The sequence below is a fragment of the Brevibacterium aurantiacum genome (genome assembly GCF_900169065.1).
Classification (GTDB): domain Bacteria; phylum Actinomycetota; class Actinomycetes; order Actinomycetales; family Brevibacteriaceae; genus Brevibacterium; species Brevibacterium aurantiacum.
Genome location: NZ_FXZB01000004.1, coordinates 76,865 through 98,886 on the forward strand (window position 1 = coordinate 76,865; position 22,022 = coordinate 98,886).

General features: G+C 63.7%; 17 protein-coding genes and 1 tRNA gene. 7 read left to right on the forward strand and 11 right to left on the reverse strand.

Annotated elements, in window-relative coordinates; genetic code table 11:
- The first annotated feature begins 59 nt into the window (after positions 1-59).
- Complete coding sequence (locus BAUR9175_RS04010) at positions 60-1,892, forward strand: phosphoenolpyruvate carboxykinase (GTP) (RefSeq protein ID WP_009882546.1); 1,833 nt, start codon at positions 60-62, stop codon at positions 1,890-1,892.
- Positions 1,893-2,408: 516 nt separating this feature from the next.
- Here BAUR9175_RS04010 and BAUR9175_RS04015 read toward each other — a convergent pair.
- The 3 genes from BAUR9175_RS04015 to BAUR9175_RS04025 all read right to left on the reverse strand — a co-directional run bounded on the left by BAUR9175_RS04015 (position 2,409) and on the right by BAUR9175_RS04025 (position 5,684).
- Entirely contained in the window at positions 2,409-2,642 is a 234-nt protein-coding gene (locus tag BAUR9175_RS04015) for a hypothetical protein (RefSeq protein ID WP_009882547.1), read from the reverse strand.
- Positions 2,639-4,012, reverse strand: a complete 1,374-nt coding sequence (locus tag BAUR9175_RS04020; RefSeq protein WP_009882548.1) for an inorganic phosphate transporter — start codon at positions 4,010-4,012, stop codon at positions 2,639-2,641. Before BAUR9175_RS04020 ends, BAUR9175_RS04015 begins: the two co-directional genes overlap by 4 nt.
- Before the next feature lie 226 nt (positions 4,013-4,238).
- Positions 4,239-5,684 carry an aspartate aminotransferase family protein gene (locus tag BAUR9175_RS04025; protein WP_009882549.1) on the reverse strand — a complete coding sequence of 482 codons (1,446 nt, stop codon included), beginning with the start codon at positions 5,682-5,684 and terminating at the stop codon, positions 4,239-4,241.
- Between the two features lie 185 nt (positions 5,685-5,869).
- On the opposite strand from BAUR9175_RS04025, the gene BAUR9175_RS04030 reads away from it, so the two are divergent.
- The 4 genes from BAUR9175_RS04030 to BAUR9175_RS04045 all read left to right on the forward strand — a co-directional run bounded on the left by BAUR9175_RS04030 (position 5,870) and on the right by BAUR9175_RS04045 (position 10,198).
- Entirely contained in the window at positions 5,870-7,483 is a 1,614-nt protein-coding gene (locus tag BAUR9175_RS04030) for a PucR family transcriptional regulator (protein WP_101556567.1), read from the forward strand.
- Between the two features lie 303 nt (positions 7,484-7,786).
- Positions 7,787-8,629, forward strand: a complete 843-nt coding sequence (locus BAUR9175_RS04035; protein WP_101583025.1) for a substrate-binding periplasmic protein — start codon at positions 7,787-7,789, stop codon at positions 8,627-8,629.
- A 31-nt stretch (positions 8,630-8,660) separates the two neighbouring features.
- Complete coding sequence (locus BAUR9175_RS04040) at positions 8,661-9,398, forward strand: amino acid ABC transporter permease (RefSeq protein ID WP_009882554.1); 738 nt, start codon at positions 8,661-8,663, stop codon at positions 9,396-9,398.
- On the forward strand, positions 9,395-10,198 hold the full coding sequence (locus BAUR9175_RS04045; protein WP_009882555.1) for an ATP-binding cassette domain-containing protein: 804 nt from the start codon (positions 9,395-9,397) through the stop codon (positions 10,196-10,198). Before BAUR9175_RS04040 ends, BAUR9175_RS04045 begins: the two co-directional genes overlap by 4 nt.
- Before the next feature lie 51 nt (positions 10,199-10,249).
- Here BAUR9175_RS04045 and BAUR9175_RS04050 read toward each other — a convergent pair whose 3' ends face one another.
- The 8 genes from BAUR9175_RS04050 to BAUR9175_RS04085 all read right to left on the reverse strand — a co-directional run bounded on the left by BAUR9175_RS04050 (position 10,250) and on the right by BAUR9175_RS04085 (position 17,060).
- Positions 10,250-11,005, reverse strand: coding sequence for an SDR family NAD(P)-dependent oxidoreductase (locus BAUR9175_RS04050; protein WP_083248850.1), 756 nt, complete (start codon positions 11,003-11,005; stop codon positions 10,250-10,252).
- Positions 11,006-11,061: 56 nt separating this feature from the next.
- Positions 11,062-11,808 (reverse strand): SDR family NAD(P)-dependent oxidoreductase, encoded by a 747-nt coding sequence (locus tag BAUR9175_RS04055; RefSeq protein ID WP_096146285.1) that lies wholly within the window; start codon positions 11,806-11,808, stop codon positions 11,062-11,064.
- Positions 11,809-11,812: 4 nt separating this feature from the next.
- Positions 11,813-12,928 carry a proline racemase family protein gene (locus BAUR9175_RS04060; RefSeq protein WP_069600945.1) on the reverse strand — a complete coding sequence of 372 codons (1,116 nt, stop codon included), beginning with the start codon at positions 12,926-12,928 and terminating at the stop codon, positions 11,813-11,815.
- 34 nt (positions 12,929-12,962) lie between these two features.
- Complete coding sequence (locus tag BAUR9175_RS04065) at positions 12,963-13,862, reverse strand: dihydrodipicolinate synthase family protein (RefSeq protein WP_069600946.1); 900 nt, start codon at positions 13,860-13,862, stop codon at positions 12,963-12,965.
- Positions 13,863-13,919: 57 nt separating this feature from the next.
- Positions 13,920-15,170, reverse strand: a complete 1,251-nt coding sequence (locus BAUR9175_RS04070; RefSeq protein WP_101583027.1) for an FAD-dependent oxidoreductase — start codon at positions 15,168-15,170, stop codon at positions 13,920-13,922.
- Positions 15,171-15,358: 188 nt separating this feature from the next.
- Complete coding sequence (locus BAUR9175_RS04075) at positions 15,359-16,114, reverse strand: GntR family transcriptional regulator (protein ID WP_069600948.1); 756 nt, start codon at positions 16,112-16,114, stop codon at positions 15,359-15,361.
- Positions 16,115-16,169: 55 nt separating this feature from the next.
- Positions 16,170-16,763, reverse strand: a complete 594-nt coding sequence (locus BAUR9175_RS04080) for a short chain dehydrogenase (protein ID WP_009882562.1) — start codon at positions 16,761-16,763, stop codon at positions 16,170-16,172.
- Positions 16,764-16,971: 208 nt separating this feature from the next.
- Positions 16,972-17,060, reverse strand: a tRNA-Ser gene (locus BAUR9175_RS04085).
- Positions 17,061-17,771: 711 nt separating this feature from the next.
- On the opposite strand from BAUR9175_RS04085, the gene BAUR9175_RS04090 reads away from it, so the two are divergent.
- Positions 17,772-19,652, forward strand: coding sequence for an LCP family glycopolymer transferase (locus BAUR9175_RS04090; protein WP_101583028.1), 1,881 nt, complete (start codon positions 17,772-17,774; stop codon positions 19,650-19,652).
- On the forward strand, positions 19,649-21,949 hold the full coding sequence (locus BAUR9175_RS04095) for an FAD/NAD(P)-binding protein (protein WP_096162023.1): 2,301 nt from the start codon (positions 19,649-19,651) through the stop codon (positions 21,947-21,949). Before BAUR9175_RS04090 ends, BAUR9175_RS04095 begins: the two co-directional genes overlap by 4 nt.
- The last annotated feature ends 73 nt before the right edge of the window (positions 21,950-22,022 follow it).

A 22,022-nucleotide genomic window follows, 5' to 3' on the forward strand; every position in this document is an offset into this window, starting at 1 on the left:
TGGAGATGTACCAGCCGCCAGGCAGAACCCCGTAATCCCGATTGACCAGGAGACCACTCATGACTGTCCTCGACCATGACGTCGTCGCTGACCAGCTGAAGAACGCACCGACCGATAACGAGTCGGTGCTGTCGTTCGTCAGCCGGGTCGCCACCCTCACCACCCCCGACGACATCGTCTGGGTCGATGGTTCGGAAGAGCAGAAGGCCACTATCGCCGACCAGCTCGTCGAAGCCGGCACGATCGTTCGCCTGACCGGCACCAAGGACTCATTCTACGCGGCCTCCGACCCCGAGGACGTCGCCCGTGTGGAAGGCCGCACCTACATCTGCTCCGAAGAGGAGAAGGACGCCGGCGCGCTCAACAACTGGATGGCTCCAGCCGAGATGAAGAAGACCCTCGAGCCTCTCTTCACCGGTTCGATGCGCGGACGCACCATGTACGTCATCCCCTTCGTCATGGGACATGCTGAGGCAGACCAGCCGATGTTCGGCATCGAGGTCACCGACTCCCCCTACGTCGTGCTCTCCATGCTCGTCATGGCTCGCTCGGGCAAGAACGCCCTCGACGCGATCGTGGCCAACGGCGGCACCTTCGTCGAGTGCGTGCACTCCGTCGGCGCTCCGCTCGAGCCCGGTCAGGAAGATGTCGCCTGGCCCTGCAACTCCACCAAGTACATCACCCACTTCCCCGAAGACCGCTCCATCTGGTCATTCGGATCCGGCTACGGCGGCAACGCCCTGCTGGGCAAGAAGTGCTACGCGCTGCGCATCGCCTCGTCGATCGCCCGCGATGAGGGCTGGCTGGCCGAGCACATGCTCATCCTCAAGCTCACGAGCCCGGAGGGCGAGGTCAAGTACATCGCCGCCGCGTTCCCCTCGGCTTGTGGCAAGACCAACCTCGCCATGATCGAGCCCACCATTCCCGGCTGGAAGGCCGAGACCCTGGGCGACGACATCGCATGGATGCGCTTCGGCGACGACGGCCAGCTCTACGCCGTCAACCCCGAGTTCGGCCTCTTCGGCGTCGCACCGGGCACCGGCTACACCACCAATCCGACCGCGATGCGCGCCATCGAAGCCGGCGGCAACATCTTCACCAACGTCGCACTGACCGACGACGGCGACGTGTGGTGGGAAGGCAAGACCGACGAGAAGCCAGCGCACCTCACCGACTGGCGCGGCAACGACTGGACCCCGGACTCGGAGACTCCAGCCGCTCACCCGAACTCGCGTTTCTGCACCCCGATCGCCAACGTCCCGACCCTGGCTCCCGAGTGGACCAACCCGAACGGTGTGCCGATCTCGGCCATCCTCTTCGGCGGTCGCCGCAAGACCACAATGCCGCTGGTGACCGAGACCAAGAGCTGGAACCACGGTGTGTTCATGGGCTCGGTGCTCTCCTCGGAGACCACCGCAGCCGCCACCGGAGCCGTCGGCGTCGTTCGCCGCGACCCCATGGCCATGCGTCCGTTCATCGGCTACAACGTCGGTGACTACCTGCAGCACTGGCTCGACATCGGCAACACCGAGGGTGCCCAGCTGCCGAAGATCTTCTACGTCAACTGGTTCCGTCGCGATGACGACAACTCGTTCCTGTGGCCAGGATTCTCCGAGAACTCGCGCGTTCTCAAGTGGGTCTTCGAGCGTGTGACCGGCACCGCCGACGCAGCCGAATCCCCGCTGGGCCTGACCCCCGTTGAGGGCGGTCTGGACACCGAGGGCCTCGACTTCACCGACGAGCAGCTGCGCAAGGCTCTCGCGATCAAGCCCGAGGAGTGGGAGACCGAGCTCGGACTCATCGAAGAATGGTACGAGCAGCTCGGAGATTCGGTTCCTGCCGAACTCCGCGCCGAGGTCGACAACCTGCGTGACCGTCTGGGCCTCGCCTGAGTCACTGAGGCTCTGAGACTCTTCTGAACGACAGAGAATCCCCCAACCATCGCCGAGGTGGTTGGGGGATTTTCGTGTGCCGGGACGCGGGGTCCGTGTGGTTCAGTCCCTGAGGTGGGCAGTCAGCCGGAAACCGTTCGAAGTGGTGGGCAGAGGCCTGGACGAGGCTCCGGGCTGGTTGCCAATGCCAGAAATCTCATCACGTACCGGGAGCACTAATGCGCACCGCAGGAACTGTAGGACGAGAGGGTCCGGGGAGGACGTGCAGAACTAACGGTTGTGTAAGCGACGGACTGTAGTGAATGCGACGACCGGTGCTGCTTGCCGCTGGCAGCGAGGAAGTGAAGCAGTGACGGTCCGGGACGCGCTCGATTACGAGACGTGCAGTTAGAAGCTTTCGAGGGCTAGACGCCGTGGGGCGCCGGAGCGATAAGGCTCTGCATCAAGCGCCACGCGATCAGTCGCCGCTTGGAATCAGCCGCCGGGTCTTAGCCGCCGGGCCTGACGCCCCAGGCCCTACGCTCCGTGGAGGGCCGGGACGATGAGGTAGACGCCGACGAGCACGACGATGCTGCACACACCGAACACAGCCCAATAGCCGACCCTGAGCAGTGGCTTACTCTGCCCCGCGGCGGCCAGGTCGACGTGCACGGCCCTCATTCGCACTGCGGTGGAGAAGAGCGTGATGACGACGATCGCCGACACCCAGGTCGCGACCGCAACGATGAGGAATGAGCTCCACTCGATCATTTCGTATCTCCCTTGTCCGCGCGGGCCCCGTCGACTTCGGTCTCCGCCGTATCGGAGGTGGAAGCAACCCCGGAGCCGGAAGCAGGTTCTGAATCCGTATCGACAGTGACGCCGGCATCGGACTTCGCGTCCGCCCTGTCTGAAATTCGCTGGTCGCGGGCATCGATGCGAGCGGCACGTTTCATAGCGGCGCGTTTGCGGTTGCGGTCCTTGCGCAGCTTGCGCTTACGACCGCGAATTCCCACAGCCTCGCCGACGGTGTCGAAGTTCGAGATCTCCGGATCGGCGACTTTGCGTGAGCTGAGGAAGATCCAGAGGACCGCAATGACGGCGACGATGGTGTCGAGGATGACTCCGATGGTGCCCAAGTGTGCGACACCGGCTGCGATAGCACCGACGATTCCTGCCGCCGGGATGGTCAGCAGCCAACCGGAGGCGATGCGTCCAGCGGTGGACCACTGAACGTCTGCGCCCTTGCGTCCCAGTCCCGAGCCGAGCACCGATCCCGAGGCGACCTGCGTCGTCGACAGGGCGAAGCCCAGGTGGGACGAGGCGAGGATGGCGGCTGCGGTCGAAGTCTCGGCGGCCAGACCCTGAGCGGGCTTGACGGTTGTGAGCTTCGTACCGAGGGTGTCGATGATTCGCCATCCGCCGACGTAGGTGCCCAAGGCGATCGCCAGCGCGCAGGCGGTGATGACCCAGATGTGCGGGCCGGTTCCGTGATCCTGCAGGTTCGCGGACACGAGCACGAGGGTGATGACGCCCATGGTCTTCTGAGCGTCATTGGTCCCGTGTGCCAGTGCCACGAGCGAGGAGCTGAAGATCTGACCGTATTTGAACGGCGCCCGGTGAGCGGTCTTGCCCTCGCCGTTGCGACGCGTGATGGAGTAGGCCAGTCGGGTGCACAGATAGGCACCCACGCCGGCGATGATCGGAGCCGCGAGTGCGGGCAGGACCACCTTGGACAAGAACACGCCGAAGTCCACGGAGTTGAGACCGGCGCCGACGATTGCGGCACCGATGAGTCCACCGAACAGTGCGTGCGAGGACGATGACGGCAGGCCGAAGCGCCAGGTCGCCATGTTCCAGATGATCGCACCGATGAGGCCGGCGAGGATGAAGTCCGGAGTGATCTGGACTCCCCCACCACCTTCTTTGATGATGCCCCCGGAGATGGTCTTGGCCACCTCGGTGGAGAGGAAGGCTCCGACAAGGTTGAGCAGCGCTGCCAGGGTGACCGCCGTCTTCGGCTTGATCGCTCCCGTGGCTATCGGTGTCGCCATGGCATTGGCTGTGTCGTGAAAGCCATTGGTGAAGTCAAAGAACAGTGCCAGTACGATGACCAGCACGACGACGAAGATGATTTCCACTAAGCGACCTTGAACGTAGACACAATTCGGACCGTGGATGATTTAGCTGGCGGGCAGCGACCTCAATCTGCGAAAAGTCTACCGCCTAATTCCCTGAGTCTTCACCCACTGTTCGACAGAACTCCACTCACGACACTCTGCGTTCATCTCTGAGCTGGCCGAACGTGCCCTCACCAGGTGCGGAATGTATTGCTGTTCACAGTCCACCCGGCGAGGGCCGAAAAGGTCAGTTGACGTATCCGTCGGCGATGCTCAGCGCCTGGTCGAGCACCTCGAGGCCGAAGCACACGTCGTCGTCGGGCGTGTTCAGCGGCGGTACGACGTGGATCCGGTTGAAGTTCGCGAACGGCAGCACCCCGCCTGACTTCATCGCAGCGATCACCCGGTTCATCTCCGGTGAGCTGCCGCCGTAGGCCGCCATCGGCTCACTGGTGGTTCGGTCCTTGACCAGTTCGACGGCCCAGAAGCATCCCATTCCGCGAATGTCGCCGATCGAGGGGTGGCGCTGCGCCATCTCGTGCAGTGCGGGTCCGATGATGTCGCGACCCAGGCGTTCGGCGTTGCCGATCATGCCTTCCTCGCGCATGGCGGTGATCGTCGCCACCGCGGCCGCGCAGGCCAGAGGATGGCCCGAGTAGGTAAGTCCGCCCGGGTAGACGCGGTCGCGGAAGGTCTCGAAGATGTCATCGGAGATCGCGACTCCGCCGAGGGGCACATAGCCCGAGTTCACGCCTTTGGCGAAGGTCAGCAGGTCCGGTGTCACTCCCCAATGGTCCACGGCGAACCAGGCTCCGGTCCGCCCGAAGCCGGCCATCACCTCGTCGGCGATGAAGACGATGCCGTGACGCGATGTCAGTTCCCGCACCCCTTCGAGGTACCCGGCCGGCGGCCCGTAGATTCCGGCCGTTCCGGGCACGGTCTCGAGGATGAGCGCGGCGATGTTGGACGGCCCTTCCAAGGTGATCATGTCCTCGAGGTGCTGCAGCGCCCGCTGCGTCTCCTCTGCCTCGGTCGTCGCCCCGAAGTAGGAGCGGTACTGGTAGGCGGGCATGAAGTGGACGATGCCTTCTGCCGAGTAGTCGTTGGCGAAGCGCCGCGGGTCACCGGTGACATTGACGGCCAGCTGAGTGCCTCCGTGATAGCTGCGGTAGGCGGAGAGCACCTTGGTCCGTCCGGTGTGCAGGCGCGCCATCCGGATTGCGTGCTCGTTGGCATCGGCACCACCGTTGGTGAAGAACACATGGTCGAGGTCGCCGGGGGTGACTTCGGTGATGAGCCGGGCGGCTTCGGACCGAGCATCGTTGACGTGCTGAGGCGCAATGGTGCACAGCTTCGCCGCCTGTTCCTGGATCGCGGCGACGACCTTCGGGTGTTGGTGCCCGATGTTCGTGTTCACCAGCTGCGAGGACATGTCGAGCAGCTTCCGCCCCTCCCCGTCCCAGACATAGGGCCCTTCGGCTGCCAGCACGGTCATCGGGGTGAACGGACCCTGCGCCTGCCAGGAATGGAAGACGTGTGCCCGGTCCAGATCATGAGCTTGCTGACCGGCACTCAGCTCTTCCGCGGTGAACGTTCGAGAGTCGTGGCTCTGGGTCTCAACAGGCTCCGTACCCGCATCGCTTGTGCCCACGACCTCGCGGTCGACGTCTTCGTTCGCGTTCATCACAGTCATGCTGTGCCGTCCTTTCGCAGTTCATCCCATATCGCCGAGGTGGGTCTGACCGTTGAGGTGACCCTGATCCTTCAATGGTGGGTCAGTCGAACCCGATTCACTATGGACACCCTGTCAACGTTTCCCTGGCTCGATTTACACTGTGTAAACACCATGATTTCGAGAACACACAAAGGAGTGACGTAATGGAGGCTTGGTCGCAGCCAGCACCGGATCTGACCTTCGCGAGCCTGCTCGACGTTGAGGAGATTCGCCTTGGCGAGCCCGAGCTCGTGTCCGGTGGCGACCAGGTGGGACGAGTCGTGAGATGGGTCCACATCGCCGATTCGGAGAATGTCGCCCAGTTCCTCGAGGGCGGCGAACTCGTCCTCAGCACGGGAATGTCCTACCGGTCCTCATTGGAGTCGACGGCAACCTTCTTCGATCAGCTCGAATCAGCCTCGGCCGCCGGCGCGGTCATCGAACTCATCCATGACGACGGCAGGCCCGATGAGGCCGCGATCGAGAACGTGCGAAGGGCAGCTCAGGGTCGAGAGCTTCCGATCGTGGTCCTGCGCCGCCGCATCAAATTCGTCCGCGTCACGGAGCTGGCTCACCAGGAGCTGCTCAAGCGGCAGCTCGCTCGCGTCGAACATGCGCGCACGGTCCACGAGGTGTTCACGCAGCTGAGCCTCGAGAGCGCTGGAGCCCAGGACATCGTCAATCGAACTGCGGAGCTGCTGGGCACCCCTGTGCTGCTAGAAGATGTCGGGCATCGTGTGCTCGCCCAGGCCGGTGGCCCTGGACGTGAACGCGAACAGGGGCAGCGGTGGCTGCAGACCCCGGTGGGGCTGCGGGATCGCAGGTGGGGGCGTCTGCTGGCGCCCAGTCGCCTGAGGTCAGATGAGGAGGCTGCGCAGGTCATCGAGCGTGCTGCGCAGACTCTGACACTGGCACGAATGGCTGAGCGTGATGAACAGGACCTCCTCGTCCAGGCCCAGGGCGGGCTGGTGCGCGAGATCATCGAATCGACAGACCTCAACGAAAAGCAGGTCCGGGCCAGGGCAGCAGATCTAGGATTCGCTCCGCGAGGGCGCATGATTCCTCTGGTCGTGCGCATCGATCGGGGCCCGAGCACCGATCCGACGACCCTCCAGCTGCGCGAGCGGTCACTGCATCGTGATTTCGTGTCTGCCGCGAGCGCCCATCGCTGCTCGACGCTCTCGGCCGGACTCCAGTCGGGATCGTTCGGGGTTGTGCTGGCACTGCCTGCCGGTGTCGATGTCGATACGACCCTGCAGCGGCTCATCGCTGAGATTCCCGCTGACGGCACCACCGTCGGCGTCGGACGCATGAGCGAGTCGCTCATCGACTCCGCTGCCGGGCTCGAGCCCGCGACCCAGGTGGCCGAGATCGCCTCGACTCTCGAGCTGAGGGAACGCCAGTACTACCGCTTCTCCGACGTGAGGCTGCGTGGACTGCTCTCGTCTCTGCACGATGATCCGAGTGTTCGAGCCTTCGCAGAGGCAGAACTTGCTCCCTTGCTCGAAGCCCCCAGTGGGCGAGGGGATCGGCCTGGGAACCAGTCCGGAAGTCAGCCCGGAGGTCAGTCCGATGGCGAGGAGATGCTCGGTCTTCTCGAACAGTTCCTCGCACACGGCGGGAACAAGTCAGCACTGGCCCGCAGCGGCTTCCTGTCCCGGCCGGCGCTCTATGCGCGGTTGGACAGATTGCAGCGCAGGCTTGGCGTCTCGCTGGAGGACGCAGAATCGCGCACCGCGCTCCACGTCGCCATTCTGTGGCTGCGCACAAACCGGTAAGGCGCTGAGGCCAGCGAGTCCGCAAAACGTCTCACCGTGCCGACGCGGCACACTGAATCAGCCTGAAATTGTCTGACAACCCAAAACTTTGACTTTTGCGGATCACCGCACTCATCAGTGATTCGGTAACACTTGCGGGTCCAGTTTGCGCTCTACTCTCGATATTGCGCAGAAGTCGCTATATGGTCGATTGTATGACACACCGGCGGGAGGATTGTGTCTGTCCGTCACCCTGATGGGCCCCGCCATACCGTGCAGGGTCGACCCGGAGCAGGGTCGGCATTTTGACGAAGAGAGACAAAGATGTCCAAGACAAGTCAAATCATCATTGCAATCGTCGCCGTCATCGTACTCGCGCTGGCGGGCGGCTATTTCGGAGCTGGACTCCGGTCCGGAGGCAGTGCCGGGGGCACCGAGAACGGCGCATGGATCCAGAAGATCAAGGACCAAGGCGAGCTCCGAGTCGGAATCGCGTCGGCTCCCCCGATGACCGGAGAGCAGAAGGACGGGAAGATGGGCGGGCCGAATGTGCTGCCGCTGCAGAACCTCGCCGATGAGATGGGAGTGAAGTTCACTCCCGTCGCAGCGGAATGGTCAAAGATGGTCTCCGGCCTGCAGGCCGACAGGTTCGACGTCGGTGCCTACCTCGACGCCACCTCGGAGCGCTCCCTGGCCATTCAGTTCACCGACCCTGTCTACACCTATGAAGGTGTCTGGATCGTCAAGGCTGAGTCCGGGCTGAAGTCCACCGAGGACATCCTCAAAAAGAAGAAGCCGGTCGCCGTGGCAACGGGCACCTCGTACGAACGACGGGTCGTCGACCTCGGCGTCGACATCGTCAACGCCGAGGCGATCCCGCAGTCGGTCACCGCGATGGAATCGGGCCGCGCCATCGCCGCGCTCGGCGATCTGCCGACTCTGGCTGACGCCGCGCAGAAGAACAAGTCACTGAAGATCGTGCGCCCCAAGCCCGTCATCTTCAAGAGCGACTCGAACTACGGAGTCAGCGCGGACATCGATCCTCGCTCCCTGCAGGTCATCAACATCGCAATCCAGAACGCGAAGAACGACGGATCCTTCGATGCCGCGCTGGAAAAGGCGGGAGTCGTGAGTGCCGACGACCTCGGCGATCTCGCAATGAAGTGATCGACCTCGCCCCCGGTAGAAGGGAATTCCCATGAATTACACGTTCGACTGGAGCGTGGTCTCGAACAACTTCCCACGGTTGCTCGAAGGCCTGCTCCTGACCGTGGAGATCGCGGTCATCGTCATCGTGCTCAGTATGATCATCGCCATCCCGCTGGCTCTGCTGCGCATGTCCAATATCGAGGTAGTGCGTTGGCTCGCCCAGCTCTACATCGAGATCTTCCGCTGCACGCCGCTGCTGGTGCAGCTGTTCTGGGTCTACTACGCATTGCCGACCCTGACAGGGATCACCATCCCCGGCACGATCTCGGCGATCATCGCGCTCACCCTCAACCTCACAGCCTTCATGGCAGAGGCCTACCGCAGCGGATTCCAATCGGTCCCACCCGAACAGGTGGAGGCCGGGAAGATGCTGCGGCTGACTCGGTTCCAGCAGATTCGCCACATCATCGTCCCGCAGGCGCTCAAACAGCAGCTGCCGGTGATCATGTCTCTGAATATCTCGATATTCAAAGACACCGCACTGGTCTCGACGATCGCTGTGGCAGACCTGATGTTCACCGCGAACAAGATCTCCACCGAGTCCTACCGGGCACTGGAGATCCTCACCGTCGCCGCGCTCATGTACTTCATCATCGCGTTCCCGGCCTCGCTCATCCTGAGCAAGATCGAGCGCAACCTCATGGCCACAGGCAATGTGAGAGGCACTCGCAAGAGGAGCTTGGCCGCACAGATGGCACCCGGAACGAAAGTCGAGGTCAAACCATGAGCGAGAACACGACTGCCCACACCGGGATGCACAGGGACATCACCGCAAAGTCCGGCGATGTGCTCGTCTCCTGCCGCGGACTGCAGAAGAGCTTCGGAGACCGTGAGGTCATGAAGAGCATCGACTTCGACATGCTGGCCGGTGACATCACCGTCATCATCGGCAGGTCGGGATCGGGCAAGTCCACGCTTCTGCGGGCCATCGCCGGACTCACCGACCCCGACGCCGGCACGATGACATTCGACGGCGAGGTCGTATTCGAGGACGCCAAACGCACTCCGGCATGGAAGCAGGTCGACTCCCACGTCGGCATGATCTTCCAGAGCTACACCCTGTGGCCGCACATGGATGTGCTCAAGAACCTCACGTTGGCCCCGCGCAAACGGCTGGGCATGTCGGAGTCAGCAGCGCTGGAGCGAGCAGAGCAGGCCCTCGCCGAGGTGGGGATGTCCGACCACATCCACTCCCGCCCCAGCGAGCTCTCCGGTGGTGAACGGCAGCGAGTGGCGATCGCCCGTGCACTGATGATGCGCCCGAAGCTTCTGCTCTGCGACGAAATCACGAGTGCCCTCGATCCGCCGGTGGCGGCCGAGGTTCTCGACGTCCTGCGCAGGCTCAAAGAAGAGGAGGGCATCGCCGTTGCCCTGGTCACGCACGATATGGCGTTCGCTTCGAAGGCCGCTGACCGGGTCGTCTTCTTCCATCAGGGGGAGATCGCGGTGAATGCGACTCCAGACGACGCGTTCAACAAGACAGAGGACCCGGAGCTGAAGAAGTTCATCGACGCCGTGCGGTTCTGAAGCGCCGTTCGGTTCTGAAGCGGTGCTGCCTGCGTGCGCTGAGTTCGGACCTCAGCGCACGTAGTCGGCTCCGGTGATGTCGAGAGTCGCACCGGTCAGATGCCGGGACCGTCCGGAGACGAGGAATGCCACGAGTTCGGCGACGTCTTCTGGCGGGGTGACTTCACGCAGCGGCAATTCGGCGATCGCCTCGTCGTCGATCTCCCCGGCTGCAAGTCCGGTGTCCACCCATCCCGGAGCGATCGCATAGGCGAGGACACCGGCATGACCGAAGCTCCGGGCGATGCCCTTGGTCAGGCTCAGCAGTCCCCCTTTGGCAGCACCATAGGCGAGATGCTCTGCATCGTCACCGCGATGAGCCGAACGGCTCGTGACGTTGACGATCGCGCCACCGCCGAGGTTGGGGAAATCAAGGAGCGCGCACCTGCACAGGTCCGCCGCAGCGATGAGGTTGAGCTGCAGGTTCACCTCCCACCCCTGTTCCCATTCGTCTGCGTCGGCGAGCGGTGAGGGGATCCAGGCGCCAGCATTGTTGACGAGGGTGTCAACGCCGCCGAGAGTCTCGCCCGCCGCGGCCCACAGACCATTGGCAGCCCCGGGGCGTGCCAGGTCAGCAAGGACTGGGTATGCCCGGTCACCGAGTTCGGCAGCGAGGTCACGGGCACCGGCTTCGTCGGAGTTGAAGTGGATCGCCACCGTCGCCCCGTCTCTGTGGACGGCTCTGGCAATTGCTGCCCCGATGCCCTTCGATCCTCCCGTGACGAGGACTCGCCTTCCTGCCAGTGGGCGAGCTGCTTCGACGCTCATGCTGTCCTCCTTTATCAGTGAGCCCGACGAATCACCGTCGCGCCCGATGTGGCCTATCAGCCGACACGTTGGGCTCCGGTGATCTCGATCGCGGCGCCGGAGATGAACGATGCTCGATCGCTGAGCAGGAACGTCGTCAGCTCCGCAACGTCAGCGGGGCGTCCCAGCCGGCCCAAGGGGATGGACTCGGCGAGTTCCGCCTCGGCGATATTCGAAGTATCGAGCTTCTGCTGCAGCATCGGAGTGAGGATCTCACCAGGGCACACGGCGTTGACCCGCACCCCCTCGCCACCGTAGTCACGCGCCAGGCTCTGGCTGAACGAGACGACCGCGGCCTTGGAGCTGTTGTAGGCGATGTGCCCGCCCGCCGGGTGCAGACCCCATTGGGAGGCGATGTTGACGATGGAGCCGGCCTGCGCCGCGATCATCATCGGCAGGATCCCGCGACACAGACGCATGACGGCGTCGACGTTGACGAAGTAGCTCGCCGCCCAATCGTCCTCACCGATGTCGAGGAGGGAACCTCTGCGCATCACTCCGGCACAGTTGACCAGGCCGTCGATGGAGTCAAAGCGCTCCTGCACCCGGGTCACGAGGTCGGTGCAGCCGTCCGCAGTCGAGATATCGGCCGGATATGACGTGACCCGAGCTGCCACCTCGGCGGTCAGAGATGGATCGTGAGGCACCTCCACTCGATCCACGGCGATGACGATTCCGCCCAGTCGCGCGCAAGCTGCGGTGATCGCCGAGCCGATGCCACCGGCGGCCCCGGTGACGAGGATGGTGCGGCCGTCGAGATCCATGCTGTTATTCCTTTGCAGTCGAGCGGTCTGTGGCGGCGGTTTCGGCCGTCATTCGACCCATGCCCTGTCCCCAGATGTCGCCGACGGTGTAGCCGACGGGGAACGGGTCGTCACTTTCGAGAACGAGTTGGTGGAATCCGGTGATCCATCCGCGGCCCCTGATCGTCGGGATGATCCCGGGGAGGTCTCCGACGGTTGCTGTCTCCTTCACCTCGGCGGTGAAGGTGGTGCCCATCATCGACTCGTGGACGAACTTCTCCCCGATGGCCAGCTCTCCCCTGGCGAATTTCGCCGCCACGCGTGCGCTCGTCCCGGTTCCACACGGTGATCGGTCAAAGGTGCCCGACCAGGTGCTCGGGTCATCCAGGTCGACCTCGCCGTTGGGCAGGACGACTGCATTGCGGCCGTGCGTGCCCTCGCTGCGTGCCGGCCCGTGGATCATCGGCAGATCGATCGAGTCGATCTCGGGAATGAGCGGGTGGACGACGTCGAAGGCATCATCGGCGGCCTTCCTCATCGCTGCTGCGGCTCTGAGTATCTCCTTGGCGTTGGCTGGTTCGAGCTCGACGCCGAGGTGCTCGGCAGAGGTCTGGACGTAGAACTGTCCCCCGAAGACGACGTCAACGGGAATCGTGCCGTAGCCGGGGACGTCCAAGGGCAGGTCAAGGCCATGGACGAAGGACGGCACATTGTCGAAGGTGATCAGTGCGGCCCGACCATCTTCGACCTGTGCCCGCACCGTGACGACTCCGACTGCCGTGTCCACGCGCAGTGTGGTGACAGGTTCGCTGACGTCGATCGCGCCCGTTTCGATGAGTGCCGTGACTGCACAGATGAGATTCGAACCCGACATGGGTCGAAACCCACCCTGCTCCATGACGATCATGCCGAAGTCGCAGCTGGGATCTGCTGCGGGAACGATGAGCGGTGAGCAGAGCCCGGGATATCCGCGCGGCTCCTGGAGGATCAGGGTGCGCAGGTCGTCGAGGTGGTCCCGACAGTAGCGAAGACGTTCGACCATGGTCTCGCCCTTGACGCGCAGGCCAGAACCCATGAGGACCCGACCCGGCTCTCCCGCCGCGTGAACGTCCACTGTTTGGATGAGCTGCCTGTTGGTCATTGTGTCCCTCCCCTATTCAGACCGCGTTAGACGATCAGGCGACGGTGTCGAGGCCTGCTGCGGTGAGGAGACCTCGGAGCTCCTCACGATGCTCCGAGGCCAGCGGCAGAATCGGTCCACGTGTCGGTCCTGCCGGCAGCCCGACGAGCTCGACCCCGGTCTTCACCCCGCAGGCGTAGCTGTGGGATTCGAGGAAGACGCAGATCGGATGGATCTTCTTCCACAGGTCCCGCGCCCGGGGCATGTCGACGTCGACAGCCAGCGCAGAGTACAGATCGGTGCACAGGCGGGGAATGAAGCTGGCGGCTCCCCACACTCCGGCACCGGTTCCGAGTGCCAGTGCGGCGAAGGTCAACGTGTCGCAGCCGTTGATGGGCTGGATGTCGTCGGAGTGGTTCAGGTAGACCGAGGTGAACTTGGAGAAGTCGCCGCTGGTGTCCTTGAAGTTCGCGACTCTTCCTTCCCGACCAAGACGTCCGAACTCTTCGGCGCTGAGCTCAAGGCCTGTGGCATCCGGGATGTTGTAGAACATGATCGGGATGTCGACGACGTCCGAGATCGCCCGATAGTGCACGAGGATCTCTTCGAATGAAGGAGTGTCGTAGAAGGGAGGCACGATCATCAGAGCATCGGCTCCGGCTTCCTCGGCATCTCGGCTGAGCTCGATGGTCTCTGCTGTCGACAGTGCCCCCGTGCCGGCGACCACGGGCACGCGCCCGGCGGCGGCTTCGATGTACGCACGGTTGCAGGCCTTGCGCTCTGCGACCGTGAGAGCCGTGAACTCTCCGGTCGAGCCGCCCGGAACCAGACCGTGGACACCGTTGGAGATCATGTGCTCGACCTGAGCTGAGATACCGGCGATATCGATCTCGGCACCATCAGAGCTGAATGGGGTGATGCACGCGGCGTAGATGCCGGTGAAGGTGGTCGTCATGGTGGTGGCCTTTCAACTGGTGTTCGTCGTTCGGCGTCGAACGGCGGGGTGAGGCGATCAGAATCGCTGCGGCGATATCCGCGCGAGGAGATCGGTGCTGAGGCTGGAGGAGCGGTCGAGCATGATGTCGGTAAGCACTTTCGCCGAGGCTGGGGCCAGGGTCAGCCCCAACATCGAGTGCCCGGAATTGATGTAGGCGTTCTTCGCGGTTCCCAGACCGCCGATCACCGGAAGCCCATCCGGTGTCATCGGCCGTGAGCCCGCCCATGGGGCTCGCTCGCGGGTCGGGTTCTCGCCCCAGTCCCGGAATGACTGGCGGGCGGCTTGGCGAATGGCTTCGACGCGGATGTCGTTGACATCGTCATTGCGGCTGCCGAACTCCATCGTTCCCGCCAGACGCAGCATGCCGTTGAGCGGAGTGACTGCGACTCTCGTGTCTTCGAGAGTCAGGGAGGTTCTGAGCTCTATCGGCGCCGGAGAGTAGTCGATGCTGTACCCCTTGCCGGAGTAGATGGGCAGCCTGCCTCCGAGCTCAGACGCGAGTGCGCCGGTCGGGACACCCGCAGCCACGACGACGGCATCGGCTGCGATGACTTCCGCATCAGTGGTGACGACCGCAGTCACTGTGTCACCGGTGCGCACGAAGCTGCGCACACTGACTCCTTCGCACACCTTCACTCCGAGCTCGCTCAACTTCCCCAGCAGTCCGCGGGTCAGGGAGTCGGGCTCTATCTGGCGATCGGAGGGAAAGTAGATTCCATGGCGAATGCGGTCGCTCAGGGCCGGCTCTGCTGCCAGCAGGTCATCACCGTGAAGCTCTTCGCCGATATATCCGGCCGAGGCGAAGGCTGGCAACGTCTGCCTGTGCTCGTCGAATCGAGCGGTGGTCTCAAAGGCGAGGAGAACTCCTCGAGCATGCATCTCGAAATCGATGCCCTGGCGCTGGTAGTCGTCGAAGAGCGCATTCGCGTCTTCTCCCAGCCGCAGGTGCACGTCGAGTCCGGCCTCGAAGTCCCGGGCATTGCAGTGCCGGGCCATGCGGAGCAGGAAGCTCAGATAGCCGGGGGCCACGGACGGTTTGATCGACAGGGGGCTGTCGGGTCTGAGCATCCATCTGATGCCTTGCAGCAAGACACCAGGCCCTGGCACCGGAGTGCTTTCCGCCAGCGCCACTTTTGCGGCATTGCCGTGGGATGCACCGGCGCCGCACTTTCCTGCTTCGAGGAGGGTGACCTCACAGCCGGCACTCGCCAATTCATAGGCGCTGGTCAGCCCGACCACTCCACCACCGACAACGACTACCTTCATGCAGGTCTCCCTCAGTGTCGACTGCGACCGCCGCTGGCCGCAGCCTCAGGCCGCAGGGATTGTATGACAATCCCTCTGAGGTTTACGCTACGCACTCGATCTGACCGCGTCAATGCTCTTCGGCACAGAGTTTCCTGACGGCCTCCACCACGGGTGGAGCGACTCCCCCGATCACGCCTCGGGACCGGTCATTCAGCCGAGCCGGGAGCCAGCAGTGCCAGCTCCTGCGCACTGTCCATGGTGTGTACGTCGAGAGCAGTGCGGATCTGCGCCGGATCGCCGGTGCGAATCGCGCGCATCAGTGCCGCATGGATGGCATGAGCCCGTGCGGGATTCGTCCGGGTGAACTGGTCATAGGCCAAGACGATGGTCATCTGGGCCTCCATCACCGGCCAGATGCGCATGAGCAGATAGTTGTCCGCCGCTTCCCAGATGCCCCGGTGGAATTCCACGTGCGCCTCGTGAAGAGCCAGCGGATCCGATCCCGCTGTCGCCTTCTCGAACTTCCGCCATGCCGCCTCCAGCACGGCCATGCGCTGCCCAGACTGGTCGGCGAGAATCTCGCTGATCGCCTCCGTGTCGAGGGCGACCCTGACTCGAGCGATCTCCAGAAGGGAATCGGCCTCAATATCGGCCACGCGAAGGCCCCGATAGGCCTCCTGAATGAGAAAGCCGTCCCTGGCCATCTGATTGAGCGCCTCGCGAGCGGTGGGGCGACTCACGTCGAGAGAAGAGGTGATTTCTGCTTCGATGATGCGTTGGCCCGGGCGGATCTCGCCGAGGATGATCCGCCTTTTGATTGCATCGACGACGCGCTGCCTGCGTTCCGTGTTGGACGCAGGAGTCCGTGCCGCGCTCGAGGAAGAGTCCAGCGGGGCCTGCGATGCCGACGTGCCTGCCGTTGGGCGTCCCACGGTATTCTTCGTTGATTTCGATGAGTCCACTCCGACGCCTCCTGATCGGTATCGATTGTTGAGTTCGGTCGAATCACGGACTGGGTCAGACAGATAGAACCCTGCCGGTGACGTTTCCTTCGACGGAGCGCACGAAGGCCGCAGCAACCTGTTCGTCAGTAACCGGGACCATTCCCGCGAATGCGTCGTGGAAGTGCGGGGAGTTCGCCAGCACATTGGGGCTGACCGCGTTGATCCGGATGCCGCGCGGAAGCTCAGGTGCTGCGGAGATGACGAACGATTCGACGGCGCCGTTGACCAATGCTGCCGCAGCGGCAGTCGGCACAGGCTCCCGGCTGAGCACACCGGTGGTGACAGTGATCGAACCACCGTCATTAAGGTAGTCGAGGCCCTGCGTGACGAATTCGACCTGCCCCAGGGCCTTTGATGTGAAGGCCTCCAGATAGTCTTCACGCGAAAGTTCGGTGACCGGCTTGAATGCCGCGGCACCGACCGCGACGACGATGGCATCGACTCGCCCGACGGCCTTGAGCAGCGCAGCGATCGATTCAGGGTCCGAGGTATCAACTCCGGGATCTGTCGACCGCGAGGCTGCGATGACCTGGTGCCCTCGGGTTTCCAGTTCGGCTCGAGCAACTCCTCCGACGTGCCCTGCTGCTCCGACCACCAAGATCTTCATGACACTGCCCTCTCGTAGACGCAAATGTCAGCCAACACAGGATTGACTGACAATCCTGAGCCTAAAGGATCGGGGCCGATCACACCAGAGTCTGGATGCCAGTGTGAGTGGGAGTCTGGCGTGAGCCTAGGCACGCGGCGGGAGCGAGCGCACGAAAAACCCCCGCCTGCCCAGTGTTCACCTGGTCAGACGGGGGTTTCGAACAACGCGGAGTCGGAGGGATTTGAACCCTCGGTCCCCAGTTCAAGGGACTTCACCTTAGCAGGGTGACGCTTTCGGCCGCTCAGCCACGACTCCAAATACTGACTCGATGCCACTCTGCGAAGAGAGCGTCGAATCTGCAGTTTGCACTACGGGGAACAGCCTATGCGAAACCAATGGCGAAGAGCAAAATGTGCGGGCAAAGAGTGGCCTTGATCATAAACATCTCAGGGGTGGATCGCCGAATAGAAGGGGATGGCGACCAGACTCCCATGCTCACGTACACGCGAATTCCAGCATTCATCAATGTACAAGCGTAAAATCGATCTGAAGTGCTCTGCGGTTTGCTCTCTGACGGGTTCGGGAACGATGCTACGGAGGTGCCCCCTGCGCTGACATCGTCCACGATGCGCGCCGATGGCCTGCATCGTGAGCAACGCATATAGCACGAGACGTAATTTATGAGGAGTTAAGAACTTGCCAGAGATTCCCCCTGACAAGCACGGGCCGAATGGGAACGACCCCAATTCACGCCCTGCTGGTCATCGGCTCCGCGCTTCTTCTCGTCCTCGATTCCGCGGTGATGCCACAGCCAGTGACGATGGATCCAATTCGCTCCGCCCGACATCGCAGCCACAGACGCCGTCACAGTCGCAGTCGCAGTCACGAGCTCAGTCACAGTCCGGCCGGAGGCCCGCACAGTCTCAGAACTCGTCCTCAGCACAGAACCAGTCGAACTCTCAGCAGAACCAGTCGAAGGCACCGACACCTCGCCCGGTAGCGCCACGGACCCGCCGCGAAGCACGGATGCTTCGCGCAGCAGGAGCCAGCGGCGCCTCAGCAGCAGGTGTGGCATCGGCCGCCCAAGCACACGATGACAAGGCCCGGGACCACAGCGCCTCCACAACGGAGCATTCCCCCGGCGCGCCAGCGACATTCGCTGCCGAGTCCAGCAGGCCCACCGGCGCACGGAACAACCGCCCCACCTCGGCGAGGGAATCAGCACATGATTTCGCCGACGAAGCGGAAGCACCTCAACGGCGCAGGGACCGCCGCGAGGCCGAGGCAGCGTCCGCGGACGAGGCTCCGCGCGCACGTCGCCACTCCTCACGAGTCGGGGAAGCCTTCCCCAGCCTTGTCGGCTGGACCTCGCTGAGCACGCTGCTCCCGGGCATCGGGCTGCTGCGCACACGTTTCCGTCCCCTGGGCTTCATCCTGCTCGGCGGATTCGTCCTCACCTTCCTCGTCGCTCTCGTCTACGTCCTCATCAAGGGACCGATCCGCGCGTTCGGCACCGTCGTCTCAAGTCCGACGATGTTGACCTTCCTCGCGATCGTCCTCGCCGTCATCGGCGTGATCTGGATCCTCGTGATCGTGATCTCCCACTTCGGGCTGCGCAAAGGGCACCGCTATACCTCGTGGCAGAACAAGTTGGCCGGCGTGCTCGTCGTCTCTCTGGCGCTCATCATCGGCATTCCCTTCGGCGTCGGCTCGGTCTATTCCCGGGTCCAGGGCGATACGGTCTCGAGCCTGTTCGGCGACAGCACAGGACATTCCAAGAGCGCCGAGGACCTCTGGGCCGACAAGCCCTACATCAACGTCTTCCTCATGGGCCGCGACAACGGCGATGACCGCGAGGGCACACGTCCCGACACCATGCTCGTCGCCTCCATCGACACGAAGACAGGCAACACCGCCCTGATCTCAGTGCCGCGTAACCTCGCGTTCCCGATCTTCCCCGAAGGCAGCGAACTGGAGAAGGCTTGGCCCGACGGCTTTCGGCCCACGGGCCAACCCTCGGTCGACCTCATCAACTCCGTCTGGCAGTGGGGCGAGGAGAACAAGGACAAGATCGGCGACACCCATGGCCTGGAGCCGGGTATGTTCACCACGATGCAGGCAGTCGAGGGTTCACTCGGCCTCAATCTCGATTACTGGGCTGCGGTCGACATGGCCGGGTTCGAAGACGTCGTCGATGCCATCGGCGGTGTGAAGATCGACGTCGAACGTCCCATCCCGATGGGCGGCGGCAAATCGATGTCTGGAGTCGCCAACGAGGTCTACGGCTGGGTCGACCCGGGCCCGCAGACACTCAAAGGCAAGGACGCACTCTGGTACGTCCGGTCGCGTGAAGGCAGCGACAACTACGACCGCATGTGCCGTCAGCAGCGCATGATCAAAACAACCCTCGACCAGATCGATCCGCGCGAACTCGCGACGGCGTATCCGAAGCTCGCGAACTCAGCGACTCAGAACATCGCCACCTCGATCCCGCAGAACGAGGTCCCGGCCTTCATCGAACTCGCTGTCGCCATGCAGAAGGGCGACGTGACAACGGTGCAGATCAACAACGACGTCACCCCGACCTACGACCCCGACTTCGACGTCCTCCACAAGTGGATCCTCGGCGAGGTCAAGGGCGCGTCCGATGGCGAAGAGACCGCGAAACCGACGAACAAGCCGACCACGGATGAGGAGAAGGACACCGCCGAGGAGGCACCTTCGGAGGAGTCTCCCTCGGAGGAGGCATCTGCCGAGGACCAGCCCGCCGAAGAAGAGGGCGGCGAGCCCACCGAGACCACGAAGCCCGGCGAGCCCAACGCCGAAGGCAAGTGCTACCCGAAGGGCTTCAAGCCCGGCGACGACTTCCCCGGCTATCCAGGCCCGGGAGCCGGAGATGAAGGGTGACGACTTCTTCACCATGGTCAGGAACCAGCAGCTCAGCTGAGACGAGCGCTTCGAGCGCCGAAAGCCTGGACTCGCAGGCCCACTCGGTCGCGATCATCGGCGCCGGACCGCGAGGACTCTCGGTCCTCGAGAGGCTCGTCGCCCTCGCCGCCGAACGGTTCTCGAGCGCCGACGGCGACGGTGCTGGTACTGGTGTGGGTGCTGACACCCCGCCCGCGATCGTCATCCACCTCATCGACCCCTACCCTCCGGGTGCGGGCATCGTCTGGCGCACGGATCAGCCCGAGACGCTGCTGATGAACACGACGATTGCCGAACAGACGATCTTCCCCGACTCCAGCTGCTCCTTCGTCTCCCCCGAAACTGCTGCGGACTCCGGCGCCGCGTCCGATCGCTTCGGCCCCGATATGGCGCAGTGGTATCGCGACATGGGTGGAACGGATCCCGTCGACGCGACGTTCCCCAGCCGGACTCTCTACGGCCGCTATCTGCGTGATGCCTACGCTCGCATCCGCGACATGGCACCCGACTTCATCGAGATCGTCGAGCACCCCACGAAGGTCGAATCGGTCATCGATCTCCCGCCGGTCGAACCTTTCGGCCACACGTCCGCGGATCCCGAGACCGTGCCGCCGCAGCTGGTTCGCTGTGAGGATGGCACCGCCATCATCGCCTCCGCCGTCGTCCTCGCCGTCGGCCATATTCCCAGTGCGCAGACCGATGAGCGTGCCCGGCTCGCGGCCTTCGCGCAGCGCTCCGGCGGGCTCTACATCCCGCAGGGCCTGCCTGCCGAAGCTCCCGTCGCCGAGGTGGCCCCTGGCAACCGTGTCATCGTCCGTGGCATGGGCCTGAACTACTTCGATCTGCAGACCCTGTTCACGCACGAACGTGGCGGCCGATTCGACCCGGGTCCCGACATCGCGGGCGAGCTCCGCTATGTGCGCAGCGGTGAGGAACCTCGTCTGCTGCTCGGCTCCCGTCGCGGCGTCCCCTACCGCAGCAAACCCATCTGCCAGGCCCACCCGCGCTCACCGTGGCCGCTGCGCTACTTCACGCGGGAGAACATCGCATTGCTGGCCGGTCTCGATGACCTCGACGGCGACCGCAAAGCCGGTGCGCGCTTCAACGACCAGCTGTGGCCGCTGATCCTCGCCGATCTCCGTCTCGCCTACTACAGCACCCTGTCCCGGATCCGTCCCGGAGCATTCGCCGGTGATCCCGGTCAGCTGCGTGAGGCCATCGCCGAGGCGGTGTCCCGACACCTGACCAGGCGCACCTGGCAGGAGACCCACCCCGAGACGCGCGAGACCAGTGCTGGCAGCGGGGACTCCGCAGCCACGGGCGCGGCCGAGTCCCGAGAGCACGAAGGCGCCGAGGCTGCGCGGCAGGGTCGTGTCACCCGTGAGGCCTTCGCATGGTCGGAGATCGAGGAGAGCCTCGTCCCCGATCCGGCCCACCGCATGTCACTGCACGAGCTGCTCAATCCTCTCGAAGGTCGAGAGTTCGACAGTCGTGGCCCCCGGGAGACCAATTCTCTGCACGAGTGGATGCTCGACTTCCTCCGCAACGACCTTCATGATTCTCTGTCCGGGCCAGAGGGCAGCGCTGAGAAATCGCTGTTCACCGTGCTCTGGCAGTCTCGACTGCTGCTCAAAGAGCTCATCGTGGCCGGCCACATCGACCGAGTCAGCATCGACATGGAGATCTGCGGCTGGTTCGAAAGCTTCGTCTCCGGCATCTGCGACGGTCCTCCCCCGCAGCGCATCGCCGAGCTTCTCGCACTGGCCGAAGCCGGCCTCGTCGAGTTCATCGGCCCCGATATGCGCATCGAAGCGAGTCCCGAGGTCGCTGCACCTGCGGACGTGGGTGCAACACCTGCAAGCGGGTGGCCCGCGGCTCCAACCGGGGATCCTTTGCCGCAGATCTTCACAGTCACCTCGGCGCAGGTGGCAGGCGACATCACCGGCAGTGTGGTCATCGATGCGGCTTCACCGACGAACGCGGTGTCCAGGGCAGCCGATGTGCTGGTGCATGGGATGGTCGAACGCGGTCAGCTCACGCCTGCCCGCCTGACCTTGGATGATGGCCGCGAGAAGTTCCTCAACGGGCTCGCGCTCACCCCGCGGCCCTACCGCACGATCGACGTGGAGGGCGCTGTTCACCCCCGCCGTTTCGCGCTGTCCATTCAACTCTCCTCGGTCCAATGGGGGCTGGCGATCGCAGCGAACCCCAATACGAACGCCGCAACTCTCAACGACTCCCACGCCGCGGCAGCAGCGATCCTCGACCTCATCTGAAGGTGCAGCAGCGCGCGAGTTCCTGCTGGTGCTGCATCGAAGTTAAATAGCTCGCCTTTAAAGCAGAGCTATT

Coding starts and splice junctions, on each gene's coding strand:
- BAUR9175_RS04065 (WP_069600946.1), bottom strand. CDS start 13,862: ATGACGACCACCTTCACCGGCATCTACGCCGCGTGCATCACCCCATTC.
- BAUR9175_RS04025 (WP_009882549.1), bottom strand. CDS start 5,684: ATGACTGTGATGAACGCGAACGAAGACGTCGACCGCGAGGTCGTGGGC.
- BAUR9175_RS04040 (WP_009882554.1), top strand. CDS start 8,661: ATGAATTACACGTTCGACTGGAGCGTGGTCTCGAACAACTTCCCACGG.
- BAUR9175_RS04070 (WP_101583027.1), bottom strand. CDS start 15,170: ATGAAGGTAGTCGTTGTCGGTGGTGGAGTGGTCGGGCTGACCAGCGCC.
- BAUR9175_RS04035 (WP_101583025.1), top strand. CDS start 7,787: ATGTCCAAGACAAGTCAAATCATCATTGCAATCGTCGCCGTCATCGTA.
- BAUR9175_RS04010 (WP_009882546.1), top strand. CDS start 60: ATGACTGTCCTCGACCATGACGTCGTCGCTGACCAGCTGAAGAACGCA.
- BAUR9175_RS04045 (WP_009882555.1), top strand. CDS start 9,395: ATGAGCGAGAACACGACTGCCCACACCGGGATGCACAGGGACATCACC.
- BAUR9175_RS04015 (WP_009882547.1), bottom strand. CDS start 2,642: ATGATCGAGTGGAGCTCATTCCTCATCGTTGCGGTCGCGACCTGGGTG.
- BAUR9175_RS04080 (WP_009882562.1), bottom strand. CDS start 16,763: ATGAAGATCTTGGTGGTCGGAGCAGCAGGGCACGTCGGAGGAGTTGCT.
- BAUR9175_RS04055 (WP_096146285.1), bottom strand. CDS start 11,808: ATGGATCTCGACGGCCGCACCATCCTCGTCACCGGGGCCGCCGGTGGC.
- BAUR9175_RS04050 (WP_083248850.1), bottom strand. CDS start 11,005: ATGAGCGTCGAAGCAGCTCGCCCACTGGCAGGAAGGCGAGTCCTCGTC.
- BAUR9175_RS04060 (WP_069600945.1), bottom strand. CDS start 12,928: ATGACCAACAGGCAGCTCATCCAAACAGTGGACGTTCACGCGGCGGGA.
- BAUR9175_RS04090 (WP_101583028.1), top strand. CDS start 17,772: ATGCTTCGCGCAGCAGGAGCCAGCGGCGCCTCAGCAGCAGGTGTGGCA.
- BAUR9175_RS04030 (WP_101556567.1), top strand. CDS start 5,870: ATGGAGGCTTGGTCGCAGCCAGCACCGGATCTGACCTTCGCGAGCCTG.